Consider the following 17,743-nt stretch of genomic DNA (forward strand, 5'->3'; position numbering starts at 1 on the left):
TGTCAGGCGTCCCCGCGCCGCGCCGCGCGCGCCCGGTTTGGGCGGTCCCGGGAACTCGCGGCACCATCCGTAGAGTTAGAGGTCACGGGGACACAGCTGTCCCCGGCGAACGTGTTCACGAAGACAGGAGCATTGCCGTGGCGACTCGGCCCCCGGTGAGCCTGAAGCTGTCCCGGCGCAGCCGGATCCTTCTCATCATCGCCGCGGTGATCGTGCTGGCCCTGCTGGCCGGCGTCCGGTTGCTCGACACCTACGTGGACTGGCTGTGGTTCGGCGAACTGCAGGCGCGTTCGGTGTTCACCACGCAGCTGGTCACCCGGATCGTGCTCTTCTTCGCGGTCGGGCTGCTGGTCGGCGGCGCGCTCGCGGTCAGCCTGCTGATCGCCTACCGCACGCGCCCGGTGTTCGTGCCGGTGTCCGGCCGCGACGATCCGCTGTCGCGCTACCGCTCGGTGATCGTCAGCCGGATCCGGCTGTTCGGCATCGGCATTCCGGTGCTCACCGGCGTCATCGCCGGAGCCTCGGCGAGCGGGGACTGGCAGACGATCCAGCTCTTCCTCAACGGCACCTCATTCGGGCAGAAGGATCCCGAGTTCGGCATCGACCTCGGCTTCTACGCGTTCTCCCTGCCGTTCGTGAACTGGCTGCTCGGCTGGCTGTTCGTCACCGTCGTCGTCTCGTTCTTCGGCGCGCTGATCGCGCACTACGTCTTCGGCGGCATCCGGCTCGCCGGCCGCGGCGGCCAGCTGGCCGGCCCGACGCGCGCGCAGCTCGCGATCACCGTCGGGATCTTCGTGCTGCTGAAGGCGGTCGAGTACTTCTTCGACCGGTACAACCTGCTGCTGTCCGACCGGAACATGCCGCTGTTCAACGGCGCCACCTACACCGACCTCAACGCGGTGCTCCCGGCGAAGCTGATCCTGCTGTGCATTTCGGTGATCTGCGCGATCGCCTTCTTCGCCGGCGCGTTCCTGCGGAATCTGCAGCTGCCGGCGATCTCGCTCGTCCTGCTGATCCTCTCCGGCGTGCTGGTCGGCGTCGCCTGGCCGGCGATCCTCGACCAGTTCTCGGTCAAGCCGAACGCCAACGAGAAGGAAGCGACGTCGATCCAGCGCAACATGGACGCGACGCGCGCGGCGTACGGCCTCACCAACGTGAAATACGAGCAGTACCCGGGCAAAACCGAAACGACGGCGGACGCGGTGAAGGCCGACACCGGCACGGTGTCCAACATCCGGCTGCTCGACCCGAACATCCTCAGCGACACCTTCACCCAGCGCGTCGGCCGCGAGAACTTCTACGGCTTCCCGACCAAGCTGGACATCGACCGGTACACCATCGGCGGCACCACGCAGGACTACATCGTGGCCGCCAAGGAAATGAAGACCGACGGGCTCACCGGGAACCAGAACAACTGGATCAACAAGCACATGGTCTACACGCACGGCAACGGCTTCGTGGCCGCGCCGGCGAACACGATCGACCGTGCGGTGAAGGACTCCAACTCCGACGGCGGCTACCCGATCGCCACCACGAGCGACACCACCACGCCCGCCGGCGCGGGCTCGGTCAACGGCCAGCCGGGGATCAAGGTCGACCAGCCGCGGATCTACTACGGCGAGCTGACCAACCAGTCCGACTACGCGATCGTCGGCGGCACGCCGGGCAAGGCCCCCGGCGAGTACGACACCGACACCCAGCGCGGCTATCTCTACCAGGGCAAGGGCGGCGTCTCGCTCGACAACTGGTTCAACCGCCTGATGTTCGCCGCCGAATACCGCGAACCGAAGATCCTCTTCTCCGACGCCATCGGCGACGGCTCGAAGATCATGTACAACCGCGAACCGCGCGACCGCGTCGCGAAGGTCGCCCCGTGGCTCACCCTCGACGGCGACCCGTACCCCGCGGTGGTCCACGGCCGCATCCAGTGGATCGTCGACGGCTACACCACGCTCGACAACTACCCGTACGCCCAGCAGACGCAGCTCGGCGAAGCGACCAACGACTCGCTCAACGGCGTCACCAAACAGGCGAACAACTCGATCAACTACATCCGCAACTCGGTGAAGGCGACCGTCGACGCGTTCGACGGCACCGTCAACCTGTACTCGATCGACGACAACGAACCCGTCCTCAAGGCGTGGGAGAACGTCTTCCCGGGCATCGTGAAGCCCAGCTCGGAGATTTCGCCGGAACTGCGCTCGCACTTCCGCTACCCCGAGGACCTGTTCAAGATCCAGCGCGAACTGCTCGCCCGCTACCACGTGGAGAGCCCGCAGGAGTTCTACGCGCAGCAGGCGTTCTGGAGCGTTCCGCAGGACCCGACCGAGGACGGCAGCTCCACCACCGCCGGCTCGAACGTCGCCAACCAGCCCGGGTACTACGTCCTCGCCAACGCGGCCGGCGAAGGCAGGCCGACGTTCCAGCTGACCAGTGCGCTCACCGGTCTGCAACGGCAATACCTTTCCGCCTGGATGTCCATCTCGTCCGATCCGGAGGACTACGGGACCATCCGCGTCCTGCGCCTGCCACCGGCCAGCGGAGCCAACCAGGTCGACGGACCCGTGCAGGTGCAAAACCGGTTCCAGAGCGACCCCCGCGTCGCCCAAGACCGGACCCTGCTCAACAACCCCAACGTCATCCCCATCTACGGCAACCTGATCACGCTGCCGGTCGCGGACGGATTCCTCTACGTCGAACCCGTCTACATCCGCCAGCGAAACCAGCTGAGCTACCCGCAGCTGGCGCGCGTGCTCGTCTCCTACGGAGCCAAGATCGGCTTCGCGTCCACCCTCAACGAAGCGCTCGACCAAGTCTTCGGCAAGGGCACCGGCGCGGCCGCCACCACCCCGAAGGAAGGCGACCCCGGCACCACGACGACCACCCCGCCGACCTCCAGCACCGCCGCGCCGCCGCCCAGCACCGGCGGCAGCAACCCGGCCATGGACAAGGCGGTCGCCGACATCCAAGCCGCGCTCGCCAAGCTCAAGGCGGCACAGCAAGCCGGCAACTTCGCCGACCAAGGCGCGGCGCTCTCCGCGCTCGACGCGGCGACAAAGGAGTACAACGCCGCCAAACCCACGACGCCGCCGCCGACCAACGGCCCGACGTCCCAGCCCGGCGGGTGACGTCGGTTACGTAATAGGCACCTGCTTTGCGCCTCCGGGAAACCCAGGCGTAAGGTAGGTCCTACGACGCGGGGTGGAGCAGCTCGGTAGCTCGCTGGGCTCATAACCCAGAGGTCGCAGGTTCAAATCCTGTCCCCGCTACAGAGATGGGAGACCCATCCTCGCACAAAGCGCGAGGGTGGGTCTCTTTCGTTGTTGCCCTGGGGGTCGAACCCCCAGACCCCCGCCAGGGGGCCAGCCCCCTGGACCCCCGCGTGGGGTCGCGTTGGCGGGTGAGGTCGCGTTCGTTTGCCGGGGCGGATCCTGGGAAAAGCCAACGGTTGCCGGAAGAAGTACCACGAGTTTCGTCGTCGCCTTGGGTGGAATATTCCAGTGCTCCCAAGGATTTCTGACTCTCTACACGAGACGGTCGGAGAGGTCTAAACCTGTCGAGGCTCGCGTTCGAAGGGCTTTTGCCCTCTGGGCGGGGTTCGGTGTGCGGGAGCTGGGGGCTGCTTCTTCTGACGGGCGTCATGGTCCGGGGGGGCGGGGGTGTTTTTGCTGGTGACGGGGTTTTGTGGGGGTGGTGTGGGGAGGGGAATTGGGGGGTGTAGGGTTGTGTTTACAACGACGCGGGGTGGAGCAGCTCGGTAGCTCGCTGGGCTCATAACCCAGAGGTCGCAGGTTCAAATCCTGTCCCCGCTACTCGAAGAAAAGGCCGGGGCTCGTGCGGATGCACGGGCCCCGGCCTTTTTCGTGCGCCATTTGGCCGTCGCTCGGGTGGTGGTTGCGGCGCGGTGATCGTTTCGGCGGTGGTTGCGGAGCGTGGCAGAGTCTATTGTGGACATACCTGCGGACTGGGCTGTTAGAGGGGTTGCCGCTGGCCACAATGGACTGATTCGTGACCACTGTGGACACAGCGGCGGATAAGTGGGACCGTAGAGGGGTGTCCGAATTGAATGCAACCGCCGCCGCCCTGCTCGGTCTGCTCCACGACGGCCCCGCCACCGGCGGGCAGCTCGTCTCGGGCGCCGACGAGCGCTTCGGCGCCTTCTTCAGTGTCACCCGCAGCCAGGTCTACCGCGAGCTCCCGGCGCTCTCGAAAGAGGGTCTCGTCCGGCTCGGCAAGCAAGGACCCCGTTCGAGCCAGCAGTACGTGCTCACCGCGGCAGGCAAGAAGGCCTTCAAGACGTGGCTCACGTCCGAGGCCGGACCCGACCACCTCCGCAGCCCGCTCATCCTGCGGCTCGTGCACGCCGGCTCCCTGACGGCCAAACAGCGCAGTGCCCTGCTCGACAGCGCCCGCACCACCTATCAGGCGCAGCTCGAAGAGGCAAAGAACGCCGCCAAGACCGCCGACGGCCCCTACGCCAAGGCAGTCGCCGAGTTCGCCCAGGCGCAGGCCAAGGCCGCCCTGAAGCTGCTCGACTCGATCCCGCAGGCCTGAGCGCCGCCCCGGCCCCACGACCGGTTCGCGACCGGTCGTGGGTTTTGCCGTAACCTTGTCCGACGTGAGCGATGAGTTCGATGCGGCACTGAAGGACCTGACCGGCAAGCTGACGCAGATCGAGTCGGTGATGGACCTCGAAGCGCTGCGCGCGCAGGTCGCCGAGCTCGAGGAGCAGGCGTCCAGCCCGACCCTCTGGGACAACGTCGAGGAAGCCCAGAAGGTCACCAGCCAGCTGTCCCACCGGCAGGCCGAGCTGCGCCGTGTCTCCGAACTGCGCCAGCGCCTCGACGACCTCGGCGTCCTCTACGAGCTCGCCGCCGACGAGGGCGACAGCGGCAGCATGACCGAGGCCGAAGGCGACCTCGCCGACCTCGCCAAGGACATCGACGCGCTCGAAGTCCGCACCCTGCTCTCCGGCGAATACGACGACCGCAACGCCGTCGTCAACATCCGCTCCGAAGCGGGCGGCGTCGACGCGGCCGACTTCGCCGAGATGCTGCTCCGCATGTACCTGCGCTGGGCCGAGCGCCACGGCTACCCGACGGACGTCTTCGACATCTCCTACGCGGAAGAAGCGGGCATCAAGTCCGCCACCTTCAAGGTGACCGCCCCGTACGTGTACGGCACCCTTTCGGTCGAACAGGGCACCCACCGCCTCGTGCGGATCTCGCCGTTCGACAACCAGAGCCGCAGGCAGACGTCCTTCGCGCACGTCGAGGTCCTGCCCGAGGTCGAGGAAGTCGACCACGTCGACATCCCGGAAAAGGACATCCGCGTCGACGTGTACCGCTCGTCCGGCCCCGGCGGGCAGAGCGTCAACACGACCGACTCCGCGGTCCGCCTCACCCACATCCCGACCGGCATCGTCGTCTCCTGCCAGAACGAGAAATCGCAGCTGCAGAACAAGGCGGCCGCGATGAAGGTCCTCCAGGCGCGGCTCCTGCAGCGCAAAAAGGAGGAGGAACGGGCCGAAATGGACGCGCTCAAGGACGGCGGCTCCAGCTGGGGCAACCAGATGCGCTCCTACGTGCTGCACCCGTACCAGATGGTGAAGGACCTGCGCACCGAATTCGAGGTCGGCAACCCCACCGCGGTCCTCGACGGCGACATCGACGGCTTCCTCGAGGCCGGGATCCGCTGGCGCAAGCAGGCCAACGCGGCCTGACCCCGTCGAGCAGCGCGGCGACGAGGCGCGCGTCACCCAAGGCACCGGCAACCCGGGCTTAACGGGGCCCATGGGTAGTATGCCGAACCGTGATCCGGCTCGAAGAGGTTTCCAAGGTCTACAAGACCTCGACCCGTCCCGCCCTCGAAAGGGTGTCGGTCGAGATCGACAAGGGTGAGTTCGTCTTCCTCATCGGCCCGTCCGGTTCCGGGAAGTCGACCTTCCTGCGGCTGCTGCTGCGGGAAGAGGTGCCCTCCAAGGGACGGGTCATGGTGTCGAACTTCGACGTCGCCAAACTCGCCCGGCGCAGGGTCCCCCGCCTGCGCCAGACCATCGGCTGCGTGTTCCAGGACTTCCGGCTGCTGGCCAACAAAACCGTCGCGGAAAACGTCGCGTTCGCCCTCGAGGTCATCGGGAAACCGCGGCCCACGATCCGCAAGGTCGTGCCCGAGGTGCTCGAACTCGTCGGCCTCGACGGCAAGGCCGACCGGCTGCCCAACGAGCTGTCCGGCGGCGAGCAGCAGCGCGTCGCGATCGCCCGCGCGTTCGTGAACCGCCCGCTCGTGCTGCTGGCCGACGAGCCCACCGGGAACCTCGACCCGGACACGAGCCAGGACATCATGCTGCTGCTGGAGCGGATCAACCGCACCGGAACCACCGTGCTGATGGCCACGCACGACCATTCCATCGTGGACTCGATGCGGCGGCGGGTCGTCGAGCTGCAGCTCGGTCGCGTGATCCGCGACGACGCCCGGGGCGTCTACGGCATCGGCCGCTGACGCCCACCGCCCCCGCCCTTTCCCGCCCCGAACCAAGGAAACACGAGAGCGATGCGTGCCAGTTTCGTCTTCAGCGAGGTCGTCACCGGTTTGCGCCGGAACGTCACGATGACCATCGCGATGATCCTCACCACCGCGGTCTCGCTCGCCATGCTCGGCGGCGGTCTGCTCGCCGTGCGCACGATCGACAAGATGAAGGCGAACTTCCTCGCCGAAGTCGAAGTTTCGGTCGCGCTGGTCGACGACGTGAGCGCGAACGACAAGAACTGCACGCAGGCGCTCTGCAACGGGCTCCGCCAGTCGCTGCAGAACAACCCCGGCGTCGAATCGGTCGTGTACGAGAACCGCGACCAGGCCTACGACCGGTTCAAGAAGATCTTCGCGAGCCAGCCCGAACTGCTCGAGCTGACCGGCCCCGAGGCGCTGCCCGCGTCGCTGCAGGTGAAGCTGAAGGACCCGGACCGGTCCGACGCGATCATCAAGCAGTACACCGGCCAGCCCGGCGTCAAGAAGGTCGACGACCAGAAGAAGTTCCTCGACCGCGTGTTCAACGTCTTCAACGGGGTCCGGAACATCGCGTTCGTGATGGCGCTCATCATGGCCGTCGCCGCGCTCCTGCTGATCGCGAACACCATTCAGGTCTCGGCGTTCACGAGGCGGACGGAAGTCGGCATCATGCGCCTGGTGGGCGCGACGCGCTGGTATACCCAGCTGCCGTTCCTCCTGGAGGCGGTGGTCGCCGGCACGGTCGGCGCCGTGCTCGGGGTGGTGTTCCTGCTTCTGACGAAGCTGTCCTTCCTCGACACGGTCTTCACCGGCGAAGTGTTCCCGCAGATCACGACGCTCGAGGTGCTGTTCCCGGTCGCGCCGATCCTGCTGGCGGTGTCGATCGTGATCTCGGCGATCACCGGGTACGTCACGCTGCGCCTGTACGTGCGGCACTAGCGGAGAGAAATCCGCTGCTCGCCGTCGGACACATCACGTAAAGTGGTCGGTATGCCCAAGGAACGTGGACAGAAGGTCATCGCGTCGAACCGCAAGGCTCGGCACGACTACTCCATCCTGGACACCTATGAGGCCGGGATGGTGCTGCAGGGCACGGAGGTCAAGAGCCTCCGGGCAGGCAAGGCCTCCCTTGTGGACGCGTTCGCGACGGTGGACGACGGCGAGGTGTGGCTGCGCAACGTCCACATCCCCGAGTACACCCAGGGCACCTGGACCAACCACATGCCGCGGCGCACGCGGAAGCTGCTGCTGCACCGGCGCGAGATCGAACGGCTCATCGGCAAGACCAAGGAAAGCGGTCTGTCGCTGGTGCCGCTGTCGATGTACTTCAAGGACGGCAAGGTCAAGGTCGAGATCGCGCTGGCCAAGGGCAAGAAGGCCTACGACAAGCGGCAGACGCTGGCCAAACGCGACGCGCAGAAGGACATCAGCCGCGCGATGGGGCGGGCGCTGAAAGGCCGGTTCACGGAGTGACGGCGGGTCCGGCCACCGACGCCGACGTCCCGGGCTGGATCGCCGGGCTCGGCCTCGACGGGATCGTCGACCTGCACGTCCACTTCCTGCCGAAATCCGTGCTGGACAAGGTGTGGGCCTACTTCGATCATGCCGAGAAGCACTACGGCACGCCGTGGCCGATCCACTACCGCACGCCGGAGGCGGAGCGGATCGAAACGCTGCGCGCGCTGGGCGTGAAAACCTTCGCGCCGCTGGTGTACCCGCACAAGCCGGGCATGGCGGAATGGCTCACGTCGTGGGTGCTGGACTTCGCCGAGCAGGTGCCGGAAGCGGTGCCCACCGGCACGTTCTATCCCGAGCCGGGTGCGGCGTCCTCAGTGGACAGTGCGTTGCGCGCGGGAGCCCGGTGTTTCAAAGCGCACGTGCAGGTCGGGGCGTACGACCCGCGGGACGAGCTGCTCGACGCGGTCTGGGGTTCGCTGGCCGAGGCGGGCGCGCCGGTGGTGATCCACTGTGGACACGGCCCGTTGCGCGGCGACTTCACCGGGCTCGAGGTGTTCGAGGAAGTCCTGCGGCGGCATCCGCGGCTCACCGCCGTCCTCGCGCACGCCGCGATGCCCCAGTTCACCACCGCCTTCGAGCTGATGGCCCGCTACCCGCGCGTGCATCTCGACACCACCATGGTCGGCGTGCCGTTCGCGGAGGCGATGTCGCCGCTGCCGCCGGACTGGACGGTCCGGTTGGCGGAGGTGGCCGACCGCGTGGTGCTGGGCACCGATTTCCCCAACATCCCCTACTCCTACGCGACACAGCTGCAGGCGATCGCCGGCTGGGCAGCCGACGATCGCCTCGGCGAGCCGTTCCTGCGGGCGGTGCTGCACGACACGCCCGCGAAGCTGCTCAGCGTTTGACCGGCACGAGGGCCCGGCTCGGCGCCACCTGGCGTCCGGCCAGCGCGTATCCGGCCGCGACCAGTGCCACCCAGGGCAGCGGACCGGTCAGCAGGTTGTCGTTCAGCGGCGCGAAGCCGTGCGCGGCCAGGCCGAGCAGCCCGCCGGAGGCGAGCAGGCCCGCCAGCACCAACTGCGGCGTCCGGGCGGTCACGACCAGGCCGTCCGGCTGCGTTTCGAAGCGCTCGAACAGCCGCAGCAGGCCGAGCAGGACCGCACCGCACACGGCGATCCAGGCAGGCACCATCAGGAACCACATCGACGAACCCGGGGCCGGCGTCGAGTAGCCGAGGCCGAGGACGGTCACGCCGGAAACCACGACCAGCGCCGGCATGTGCCAGAGGTAGATCGACATGAACCGCGGGCTGAGCCAGCTGAGCGCGGCGGTGACGCGGGGGAGCGAGACGAGCTTCTCGCGGAAGGCCAGCAGGAAACCGATCTGCCCGAGCGCCAGGAACAGCAGCAGGACGGTGGGCGGGCTCATGTTGGACACCGGCGCTCCCGGCATGCCGATCATGCTCGCCGGGTACGGGCCGAACGCGACCAGCAGCGCGGTCACCCCGAAACCGGCGGCGGACACCGCGAGCGCGGCGCGGCGGGTGAGCGAGCCGAGACGGCCTTCGACGTAGTGGAAACCGAGCTGGTGCACGGCGACCCAGACGATGACGGCGTTGGCGTATCCGATCAGGCCGAGGTCGGAAAACCTTGCTACGTCAACGAGAACGCCGAGTCCGGCCAGCACCGCCGGCACCGCGAGACCCCAGCGTCGGTGGGCGGCGACCATCAGCGGCGTGAGCAGCACGGTGAGCAGGTAAACCGAGAGGAACCACAGCAGTTGCGCGGCGATCGCGCTGGCCACCTGAACTGGCTGCGGGGGAATTCCCATGCCCTGCAATAGGTTCGGCACCACGAGCCAGACCGCCATCAGCGGCAGCACGGGGACGAGCAGCCGGCGGACGCGTCCGGCGAACCACGCGCGGGTGGATTCGGCGCGGCGCAGGGAGATCAGGTTTGCCGCGCCGCCAGCGAAAAAGATCAACGGCATGACCTGCGAGGCCCACGTGAAAAGCCACCAGCCGGGCGTCGCGAGGGCGTTGCCGGTGGCGAGAGTGTTGCCGGAGAAGGAAAGCACCGGCATCGTCCAGTGCTGCGCGACCACCGCGAGGATCGCTCCGGCACGTACTACGTCGAGAAAGGTGTCCCGGGTCGCCCTGGTGCCGCGTGTCTGCAGCTGGCTCGTCGTCATGCTGAAGAGCCTGTCGGGTTCCGGGGCCGCAGACAGCGGTGTAGACCACCGAAAAGGGGGTCGGGTCAGCAGGAGGCGGAAGGTGGGGTTTGCCCTACCGCGGGTTGTCGTCAGTGGCTATGCCGGTTCTCACCGGCGTAAACGCTCACGAGAGCGTGTCCGGCTCCGGTTCGGACTCGTGCGCCTGCACCCGGTAGGCCCAGCCGTTCTCGGTGAGGCCGAGTTCGTACCGCGTCTCGATTTTCGGGCCGCCGTGCAGGTGAATGTGGCGCACGACGGTGCCCGGCACCGGTTCCTCGTCGGCGAGTTCCTGCACCCGGCCGTCGAGCGGTCCGCCGAAGAAGCGGACGCTGCGGTCGGACATCGGATTCTCCTCGCTCGGTTCGGGCGGCATCCGTCCATGGTAGGCGAGGGACCCGGCGCGGGGCTGCCGTCAGTTCGAGTGAGGGTTTTTAACGGCCCAGGTAGGTCAGCACCGCGCGAACCCGGCGATGTTCTTCGGAACTGGCCTCGAGACCGAGCTTCGAGAAGATGTTGCCGATGTGCTTTTCGACCGCTCCGTGCGACACCACCAGCGAGTTCGCGATGGCGTTGTTGGACAGTCCCTGCGCCATCAGGCCGAGCACCTCGGATTCGCGCGCGGTGAGCGAATCCAGCGGGTTGCGGCGGCCGCGGGCCATCAGCTGGGCGATGACGTCCGGGTCGATGGCGGTGCCGCCGTCCGCGACGCGCCGGACCGCGTCCAGGAACTCGTCCACGTCGGCGACGCGCTCTTTCAGCAGGTAGCCGACGCCGCCGGCACCGCCGGACAGCAGTTCGACGGCGTAGCTCTCCTCGACGTACTGGGACAGGACGAGCACCGGCAGGCCAGCGATCTCCTTGCGGGCCGCCAGCGCCGCGCGCAGGCCCTCGTCGGTGAAGGTCGGCGGCATCCGGACGTCGACAATCGCCAGGTCAGGACGGTGTTCGGTGATCGCGCCGAGCAGATCGTCGCCGTTGTCGACCGCGGCGACCGTCTCGATGCCCTCGTCGGCGAGCAACCGGGTGACCCCCGCCCGAAGCAACACGGCGTCTTCGGCGATCACTACTCGCATCAAAGCCCCCAGGTCCGTGAGTGAAAAGCTCCCGGGGGCTATTCACTCACGGCCGGGTCACCATTGACACGGCAGGTCCGCTCTGATGACCGTCGGCCCGCCGACCGGGCTCACGACGGTGATGACGCCGTCGATGGTCGCCGCTCGGTCGGCCAGCCCGGCGAGCCCGCCGCCGGGGCGAACCTCGGCGCCGCCGTGGCCGTTGTCGGTGATTTCGGTGATGACGTGCGTGTCCGAACGCCACACCTTCACCGTCGCCTCGGTCGCGCCGGAGTGCTTGGCGATGTTGGTGAGGGTCTCGCCGACGATGAAGTACGCGGTGGTCTCGACCGCGGCCGGCGGACGGGGCTCGACGTCGACGTGCACGTCCACCGGGATCGGCGACTTCGCGGCCTGCGCGGACAGGGCCGCGTCGAGACCGCGGTCGCCCAGTACGGCGGGGTAGATGCCGCGGGCGAGGTCGCGCAGCTCGGAAACGGCGAGCTTGGCGTCCGAATGCGCCTCGTCGATCAGCTCGCGCACCGCGTTCGGGTCGTTGTCGAACTTCGACTTCGCCCGGCCGAGGCTCATCGCGACCGCCACGAGCCGCTGCTGAGCGCCGTCGTGCAGGTCACGTTCGATCCGGCGACGCTCGGCCTCGGCGGCGTCGACGCCACGAGCCCGCGACGCCTGCAGGTGTTCCGCTTTCTTTTCGAGCTTCTTCGTGCGGTTCGGGCCGAGCAGCGACAGCGCCAGGTTGCCGTGCAGCCAGCCCAGCCACGGCGTGACCCAGATCGCCATCGGCAGCAGCACGATGGACGCGAGCGCGATCGGCAGCTCGACGATCGCCAGCGGGAACGCGACCATCAGGTACGCCAGGTCCCGCCAGGTCGTCGGGTCGGACAGCCGGGTCAGCCAGCGGCGGGTCATCGGCTGCCCGGCCAGCGGCAGCCGCTCGATCGGCCCGAGCGGGGTGCCGAGCATCCGGCGGGCCCAGCGCCGTTCGAGGTCGCCCGACCAGCGGATGAAGCCGGTGACTGCCAGCAGGATCGGGAAGCCGATCCAGATGATGAGCGTCGCCGTGCCGACGGTCCCGCCGGCCACGATCAGGACGAACTGCAGCAGGCGCAGCACGAACGACGGGATCATGTACCCGATCGTGCGAGCCGGATGCGGACGAGGATGCTCCGGAGGCGGGTCTTGCGCAGTCATCCGGCCACCGTGATCCCGTCGATCTCGTTCCAGGAGCGCTCCATGCGCCGCCGCTGGGCGACCGTCGGCCGCAGGAACGCGGCCGCGAAAGCCGCGTGCAGGGCCGCCAGCCCCTTGGTCAGGGCCACGGCGATCGCGGCGAACAGCACCCCCAGCGCCGCCCACGGCAGCGCGGTCACCGTCGAGTCGACGACGAACCACTGCACATCGTAGCTCGGGAAGGAGTAGACGCCGTCCGGGAGGAAGCGGTAGTAGATGGGCAGCGCGACCAGGCCCAAGCTGACCGCCCATACCGTCACGACCAGCACAAACTCCGCCAAGCCGAGCGGGAAGAGCAGGAAGAGGTACGACAGGTCGCGCCAGGTGGCCGGGTCCTTCAGCCGGGCCAGCCAGCGCTGCTTCTGCCCTGAGGGCGGCAACGGCAGATACGGATCGTCGATGTACACGTCGAGCAGCGCGAACACCCGCCCCCGCTCGACCCTCCCCGCGGTCCGCGCGAACAGCACGAGCAGCGCGAGCAGCGGCACCCCGAGCCACACGATGAGCGTCCCCAGCCCGGCCGACCCCAGCGTCACGATGAAGGCGAACGAGAGGATCCCGAAGGGCAGGTTGAGCAGGAGATACGCCAACGCCCCGCCCAACGGCGGAGTACGGCGCCCAAAACTGCGACCGGCGGGCACGGTGACCATGGCGGGGCTCCCTCACTGCGGAAACTGACCTGCTCAGCATGGCCGGGAGGGCGCCGGGCAACCAGGGGGCGAGCGGGCATCTTCGGGGTGGGGACAGCCCTACCTCCCTGGCCGGCCGCCGGGCGGCCCGGTGCGCTGGCCGGTGCGCGGGCGGATGCCGGAATTATCGGGTTGCCGGGGGCGTTATGATGGGTGAGTTAAGAACACCTGCAAGGGGGTGAACGGTTTCGACTCTGGACGTTGAATCAAGGGAAGCGTGCCGGTGCAGGCGAGAGACCACCGCAAGCGTCATCGCAACCTAATAAGCGCCAAGGCCAATAGCCAGCGCGACTTCGCTCTCGCTGCCTGATCGCAGTAGAGCAAGTCTGTCGGCCCGGGGTCGCCTCCGACCCGGTCGCCGGCATCAGCTAGGAGGCTTACCTCCAGTCCCGGCCACGGGGCCTGGCAGGGAAGCAAACAGTGGCTGGGCTCGTCACTTCAGCTTGTTCGCGTGACTGAAGGGGCCAAGCAGAGACATAGCGGACTGCGCACGGAGAAGCCTTGAGGAGGCGCTAGAGGACCCGGGTTCAATTCCCGGCACCTCCACTCGACTGGTCCCCGGAGAGTCACCTGACTCTCCGGGGACCAGTTGTATTTGGGTCTCACTCGATTCCGTCTTCCGTTCCAAGATCGCAGCTAGGTCGATGCGGTGTCGGCAAGCTGCTATGCGGTGACCTCTGCGCGCCCTACGCTGAGCCAGTTACGGCAAAGGGGTCGTCGAGGTGCGGAACCGGGCCGCCGTGCTCGGCTGGCCCGTGGCGCGTTCCCTGAACAGGTGCCCGAGCTTCCGGGCAGCGGCAACGTTGTCCCCTGCCGCGGTGATGGCGCACTGTCCGGAGCAGAACGCGTGCGCGCCATCGCGGCGCGGCGGGCAAAAGCTCTTGTGTTCAGCGACTAGTACGTCGGCCTCGGCGCCGGCGCGCCGCGTTTCTTCGCAGCAGCGGTGAGATGACAGCCGGTGCGCAGCAGGACGGTGGTGTTCGCTGCGGTGCCGACGTTGAGTTCGGCCCGGAATTTGTCATGGAAGACGACCTCGTGATCGCCGGGCCGGTCGACCGTGACTTGGCCGGTGTCGAAGCCGTACTCGGCGGCGACCGAGCGGACTGTCTCTACCGTGTGCGGCCACTTGTCGTCGGGAATGTTGCCTTCGGCCGTCCAGTTCGGCAGGCCCTTGACTACTGCGTCGTCGGTGCGCAAGTCGGCGTTGACGGCGGCGAACTCGTTGCCGCACGCCGACCCTCCCGCTTGATTCGTAATCTGCCCCGGCTTCAGGACGGGGGCTGCCGTGGTGATGGCACCGCGGATGCGGCCCTACATCTGTTCGTAGCGCGTGGTGGCCTGGTCGATGTCGGGGCGGCGAGCACCAGCAAGGCCAGTGCCAGTCCAGCGCAGGCCGGGCTGTGTTTGCGTGTCATGGGAGTAGGCCGTGGGTTCGCTACCCGAACCTGGAAGGGCACAGCTCGCGCTTGAGTCGAGCGCGAGCCGGGTTTCCGCCCGAAGCTACGGCTTTGTCGCGGTAAGAGTCAAACTCGTCGGGTTTTTCGCGCAGCGCGCAGCTCGGTCCCGATCAGCTGGGGCGACCGTCTCGGAGGGCCTCACCAACGACCATGAGACGTTCGTGAAGCCTGCGGTTTCCAGGATCTCCACGATCGTCTCCGTGGGCCAGTGGTGTACTTCGATTTCCGTGGGCGGCGTCGTCAGGACGGCGACCTTGAACTTGTCTCCCTCCTGCGGATTGGCCGGGCGGTACGTGCGGAAGCCGGCTGCGGTTTCGGATTCTTCGCTGGAGTCGGCGTTTGCGCTCAGAACTGCCAGTCGGCCACCCGGTTTTAGGTTGGCGTGCATGGTTTTCGCCATGGTTTGCATGGTTTCCCGAGTGTCTGCGTAGTGCAGGACGTGGATGGCCGTCACTACGTCGAACTCGCCTTGGAGGGGCATGGCTGCCAGGTCTTGGACTTCGTGGGTGATGCCCAGCGGGTTTCGCGCTTCCGCCTGGCGGGCCAAGGCGATCATTCCGGGGGAGAGATCGGTGCCTACTACTTGCGCGGCGCCTAATTGTTTGATTCGGCGGGTGAAGCTGCCTTCGCCGCAGCCTACGTCCAGTACTCGCGCACCTCGCAGGTCGCCTAGGGCATTCTTGAACGAGGGCCATTCCAGGTTTTCCCGGACGAAGCTGATTATCGCTTCCACGTCGGCGAAAGCGGTGGCTACCTGGTCGTACTGGTCGGCGGGGTTCGTCATCGAGAATCTCCGTGGTCAGGCTGGGCGGATGGTGGCGTAGCCCTGGCCGGGGTCGGGTTTCAGGGCTGAGGCGCCGGAGAAGATTACGTTCGCCAAGGGGAGTGGCTGGTGGTAGAAGTTCAGCGAGGCGTCTACGTCGAAGATTCGGCACGAAGACACGAAGAACGGCAGTTCGGCGATGAGGTATTTCTTCGCTTCGGCGAGTTGGGCCGGGGTGGCCTCGCCGGTTAAGCCTTTGGCGGCTAGGACTTCTTGGGTCATTTCTGTGCTGGCGGCGGCGAGGGCGGGATCGGTGGCGGTCAGTTGCGCGCAGTGTGCCAAGACTTCGGTGTAGACGGGGTCTGCCTGGAGTTCGGACATGCGGTGCAGGCCGTCGGTCGGTCTTGGGCCGGCTAGGGCCGTCCAGGCTCGGAGGACTCGGTTGCGCAGGACGTTGGTTTCCGACCTGGCTTTCTTCGCGGCTTTCGGCTCGTCGTAGCCCAGTGCGATGAAGGTGTGTTTCAGGGCGCTGTCGGGGATGATGACGTCGATTTGCTTGAATTCCGTTTGCAGCCAGTCCAAAGTGGAGCGCAGGCGGTCGACGTTGAAGTAGCTGTTGCCGGGGCTTACGCCGAAAACCGCGTGGCGGCGGGATTCCCAGACTTCTTGGCAAGCGGCGGTCAGGGGTTCTACGCGGAAGCCGTTGCTGATCATGTCCAGCGTCCGGTGCCGGGGGTGGCCACTGTGTCCAGGTAGGTGCGGCGCAATTCTTCGCGGACGATCTTTCCGGTCGCGGTGCGGGGCATGTCCGTCGCGGTGATGACGACCGGGTCGGCCAGGGCGGGGAGGCCGGTGCGGGCCCGGGACCAGTCGGTGTCGTCCAGGCGGCCGTCTCGGGTGGCGACGACGGGCAGCGGCAGGTCGTTTTCTCGCGGCAGGATGGCGACGTCCGACCCTTCCTGCAGGCGGTCTACCAGGGTGTCCTCGAATTCCAGGTAGCCGATCCCGGACGCGAAGTTGACCTCGCGGTCGACGATTTTCAGCGCTCCGGTCGGGGTGAGGATGCCGATGTCGCCGGTGTTCCACCAGTCGCCCACCAGTTTTTCCTTCCAGCGTTCCGGTTCGCCGTAATACCCGGTGCAGCGGGCCTTCGTTTTGGCCAGAACCAGGCCGGGGCGGCCGCGTTCCAGCGGTTCGAACGTCTCGGGATCGACGATTTTCAGGGTGACGAATCCGGGCATCGGGCGGCCGACGACGCGCGGGCCGGGTTTGTGGTCGCGCGGGCGGTTCGCGGCGCGGCGCGAGAGCACGGTCATGCCCATGCCGCCGGTTTCCGACTGGCCGTAACCGTCCCGCCAGAGCGGGAACGGGTGCCGGGACGCGTTCAGGAAGCGGCGGATCACCGGCCAGCGGATCGCGTCGAAGTTGCCGGCGAACAGGCGGATGCGGGCGAACGGGTTGTTCGCGCCGGTGCGGATCAGCGGGGCCATCGCCGAGTAGTCGACGGGCAGAGCTTCCATGAAAGTCGGTGGGTACTGGCGGAAAACCCGGTCGACGACGTCCGGGGAGTTGTCGTCCATGGCCAGCACGGTGGCCGGGGAAAGGGTCAGCACCGAATAGATCCAGGTGAACGCCCTCGCGTGCACGTAGGGCGTGAACATGGCCACCACGTCGTTTCGGCGGAACGTCAGGGGCGGGAAATGGCGGCATTCCAGCCGGGCCATTTGTTTTTGGATGGTGGCCGGCGGGAAAATGATCAGTTTGGGGATGCCGGTGGTGCCGGAGGTGTGGGTGAGCATCAGGAGTTCGTCGTCCCGGCGGGGGACGGGGTGCAGATGCGGTTCCGCTTTGAGATCCGCGTACGTCTGCGCGTGCGGGGAGTCGCCGTTGACGCTGAAGATCTTTCCGGCGAGCCCGGGGAACGCCGCGGGCGTGATTTCCGCGCGTTCGATGCGTTCGACGTCGGTGACGATCGCCGCCGGTTCCACCCGGCGGATCAGGCTTTGTACGGCGTCCTTTCCCAGCAGGCCGGACAGCATCACGGCGACCGCGCCGATCCGGGAGATCGCGGCGGCCAGCAGAATGCAGTCGAAATGATTGGCTTTGCAGACGACCACCCGGTCGCCGGGTTTCACGCCCGCTTTGCTCAGGACGCCGGCGGAATCGCGGACCAAGGCCGCGAGCGCGGGGAGGTCGAGCGTCGAGCGGGTTTCCCGGTCGATGTCCAGCGGCCGGGACAGGTGGAAGGTCATGGGCTTGCCGGAACTGGCTCGGTGGTCGAACAGTTCGCCCAGGCTGAAGGCCCAGTTCGGTTTCATGGCTGAAGTGCTCCTATGCGGTGCTGCGCGGGCA

General features: G+C 67.3%; 16 protein-coding genes, 2 tRNA genes and 1 other RNA gene. 10 read left to right on the top strand and 9 right to left on the bottom strand.

Going from position 1 to position 17,743, the window contains the following annotated elements:
* The first annotated feature begins 137 nt into the window (after positions 1 to 137).
* The 9 genes from SSMG_RS04725 to SSMG_RS04765 all read left to right on the top strand — a co-directional run bounded on the left by SSMG_RS04725 (position 138) and on the right by SSMG_RS04765 (position 8,873).
* Positions 138 to 3,128 (top strand): UPF0182 family protein, encoded by a 2,991-nt coding sequence (locus SSMG_RS04725; protein WP_037712578.1) that lies wholly within the window; start codon positions 138 to 140, stop codon positions 3,126 to 3,128.
* A 67-nt stretch (positions 3,129 to 3,195) separates the two neighbouring features.
* A tRNA-Met gene (locus tag SSMG_RS04730) sits at positions 3,196 to 3,269 on the top strand.
* Positions 3,270 to 3,738: 469 nt separating this feature from the next.
* Positions 3,739 to 3,812 (top strand) — tRNA-Met (locus SSMG_RS04735).
* A 196-nt stretch (positions 3,813 to 4,008) separates the two neighbouring features.
* Positions 4,009 to 4,554, top strand: a complete 546-nt coding sequence (locus SSMG_RS04740; RefSeq protein WP_199785798.1) for a PadR family transcriptional regulator — start codon at positions 4,009 to 4,011, stop codon at positions 4,552 to 4,554.
* A gap of 64 nt (positions 4,555 to 4,618) precedes the next feature.
* Positions 4,619 to 5,722, top strand: coding sequence for a peptide chain release factor 2 (gene prfB / locus SSMG_RS04745; protein WP_037712580.1), 1,104 nt, complete (start codon positions 4,619 to 4,621; stop codon positions 5,720 to 5,722).
* Between the two features lie 89 nt (positions 5,723 to 5,811).
* Positions 5,812 to 6,501: a cell division ATP-binding protein FtsE gene (ftsE, locus tag SSMG_RS04750; RefSeq protein WP_009073292.1), complete on the top strand. Its 690-nt coding sequence runs from the start codon at positions 5,812 to 5,814 to the stop codon at positions 6,499 to 6,501.
* A 51-nt stretch (positions 6,502 to 6,552) separates the two neighbouring features.
* Positions 6,553 to 7,446: a permease-like cell division protein FtsX gene (gene ftsX, locus SSMG_RS04755; RefSeq protein ID WP_009073294.1), complete on the top strand. Its 894-nt coding sequence runs from the start codon at positions 6,553 to 6,555 to the stop codon at positions 7,444 to 7,446.
* A gap of 51 nt (positions 7,447 to 7,497) precedes the next feature.
* Positions 7,498 to 7,980, top strand: a complete 483-nt coding sequence (smpB, locus tag SSMG_RS04760) for an SsrA-binding protein SmpB (RefSeq protein WP_009073296.1) — start codon at positions 7,498 to 7,500, stop codon at positions 7,978 to 7,980.
* On the top strand, positions 7,977 to 8,873 hold the full coding sequence (locus tag SSMG_RS04765) for an amidohydrolase family protein (protein WP_009073297.1): 897 nt from the start codon (positions 7,977 to 7,979) through the stop codon (positions 8,871 to 8,873). Before smpB ends, SSMG_RS04765 begins: the two co-directional genes overlap by 4 nt.
* On the opposite strand, the gene SSMG_RS04770 is transcribed toward SSMG_RS04765, so the two are convergent.
* The 5 genes from SSMG_RS04770 to SSMG_RS04790 form a co-directional block, all read right to left on the bottom strand.
* Positions 8,863 to 10,158 (bottom strand): acyltransferase, encoded by a 1,296-nt coding sequence (locus SSMG_RS04770; RefSeq protein WP_037712582.1) that lies wholly within the window; start codon positions 10,156 to 10,158, stop codon positions 8,863 to 8,865. The two genes, SSMG_RS04765 and SSMG_RS04770, sit on opposite strands and share 11 nt — an antisense overlap.
* 145 nt (positions 10,159 to 10,303) lie before the next feature.
* Positions 10,304 to 10,552, bottom strand: coding sequence for a hypothetical protein (locus SSMG_RS04775; protein ID WP_199785799.1), 249 nt, complete (start codon positions 10,550 to 10,552; stop codon positions 10,304 to 10,306).
* Between the two features lie 58 nt (positions 10,553 to 10,610).
* Positions 10,611 to 11,252, bottom strand: coding sequence for a response regulator transcription factor (locus SSMG_RS04780; protein ID WP_009073303.1), 642 nt, complete (start codon positions 11,250 to 11,252; stop codon positions 10,611 to 10,613).
* A 57-nt stretch (positions 11,253 to 11,309) separates the two neighbouring features.
* On the bottom strand, positions 11,310 to 12,443 hold the full coding sequence (locus SSMG_RS04785) for a sensor histidine kinase (RefSeq protein WP_009073305.1): 1,134 nt from the start codon (positions 12,441 to 12,443) through the stop codon (positions 11,310 to 11,312).
* Entirely contained in the window at positions 12,440 to 13,132 is a 693-nt protein-coding gene (locus SSMG_RS04790; RefSeq protein WP_009073307.1) for a sensor domain-containing protein, read from the bottom strand. The genes SSMG_RS04785 and SSMG_RS04790 overlap by 4 nt, the downstream gene beginning before the upstream one ends.
* Before the next feature lie 213 nt (positions 13,133 to 13,345).
* Here SSMG_RS04790 and ssrA point away from each other — a divergent pair.
* Positions 13,346 to 13,720, top strand: a transfer-messenger RNA (tmRNA) gene (gene ssrA / locus SSMG_RS42940).
* Between the two features lie 345 nt (positions 13,721 to 14,065).
* On the opposite strand, the gene SSMG_RS04795 is transcribed toward ssrA, so the two are convergent.
* The 4 genes from SSMG_RS04795 to SSMG_RS04810 form a co-directional block, all read right to left on the bottom strand.
* Positions 14,066 to 14,476 (bottom strand): LppA family lipoprotein, encoded by a 411-nt coding sequence (locus SSMG_RS04795; protein WP_078560699.1) that lies wholly within the window; start codon positions 14,474 to 14,476, stop codon positions 14,066 to 14,068.
* Positions 14,477 to 14,671: 195 nt separating this feature from the next.
* Positions 14,672 to 15,412 carry a class I SAM-dependent methyltransferase gene (locus SSMG_RS42230; RefSeq protein WP_009073311.1) on the bottom strand — a complete coding sequence of 247 codons (741 nt, stop codon included), beginning with the start codon at positions 15,410 to 15,412 and terminating at the stop codon, positions 14,672 to 14,674.
* A 15-nt stretch (positions 15,413 to 15,427) separates the two neighbouring features.
* On the bottom strand, positions 15,428 to 16,105 hold the full coding sequence (locus SSMG_RS04805; RefSeq protein WP_009073312.1) for a tRNA-dependent cyclodipeptide synthase: 678 nt from the start codon (positions 16,103 to 16,105) through the stop codon (positions 15,428 to 15,430).
* Entirely contained in the window at positions 16,102 to 17,709 is a 1,608-nt protein-coding gene (locus tag SSMG_RS04810; RefSeq protein WP_199785800.1) for a class I adenylate-forming enzyme family protein, read from the bottom strand. Before SSMG_RS04810 ends, SSMG_RS04805 begins: the two co-directional genes overlap by 4 nt.
* Between the last annotated feature and the right edge of the window lie 34 nt (positions 17,710 to 17,743).

Origin of the sequence: Streptomyces sp. AA4, assembly GCF_000158875.1 — a bacterium.
GTDB lineage: Bacteria > Actinomycetota > Actinomycetes > Mycobacteriales > Pseudonocardiaceae > Amycolatopsis.

Bases quoted from the DNA above. Each gene is read 5' to 3' on its own strand.
- SSMG_RS42230 (WP_009073311.1), bottom strand. From the start codon at position 15,412: ATGACGAACCCCGCCGACCAGTACGACCAGGTAGCCACCGCTTTCGCC.
- SSMG_RS04770 (WP_037712582.1), bottom strand. From the start codon at position 10,158: ATGACGACGAGCCAGCTGCAGACACGCGGCACCAGGGCGACCCGGGAC.
- smpB (WP_009073296.1), top strand. From the start codon at position 7,498: ATGCCCAAGGAACGTGGACAGAAGGTCATCGCGTCGAACCGCAAGGCT.
- SSMG_RS04785 (WP_009073305.1), bottom strand. From the start codon at position 12,443: ATGACTGCGCAAGACCCGCCTCCGGAGCATCCTCGTCCGCATCCGGCT.
- ftsX (WP_009073294.1), top strand. From the start codon at position 6,553: ATGCGTGCCAGTTTCGTCTTCAGCGAGGTCGTCACCGGTTTGCGCCGG.
- SSMG_RS04780 (WP_009073303.1), bottom strand. From the start codon at position 11,252: ATGCGAGTAGTGATCGCCGAAGACGCCGTGTTGCTTCGGGCGGGGGTC.
- SSMG_RS04805 (WP_009073312.1), bottom strand. From the start codon at position 16,105: ATGATCAGCAACGGCTTCCGCGTAGAACCCCTGACCGCCGCTTGCCAA.
- SSMG_RS04790 (WP_009073307.1), bottom strand. From the start codon at position 13,132: ATGGTCACCGTGCCCGCCGGTCGCAGTTTTGGGCGCCGTACTCCGCCG.
- SSMG_RS04775 (WP_199785799.1), bottom strand. From the start codon at position 10,552: ATGCCGCCCGAACCGAGCGAGGAGAATCCGATGTCCGACCGCAGCGTC.
- SSMG_RS04810 (WP_199785800.1), bottom strand. From the start codon at position 17,709: ATGAAACCGAACTGGGCCTTCAGCCTGGGCGAACTGTTCGACCACCGA.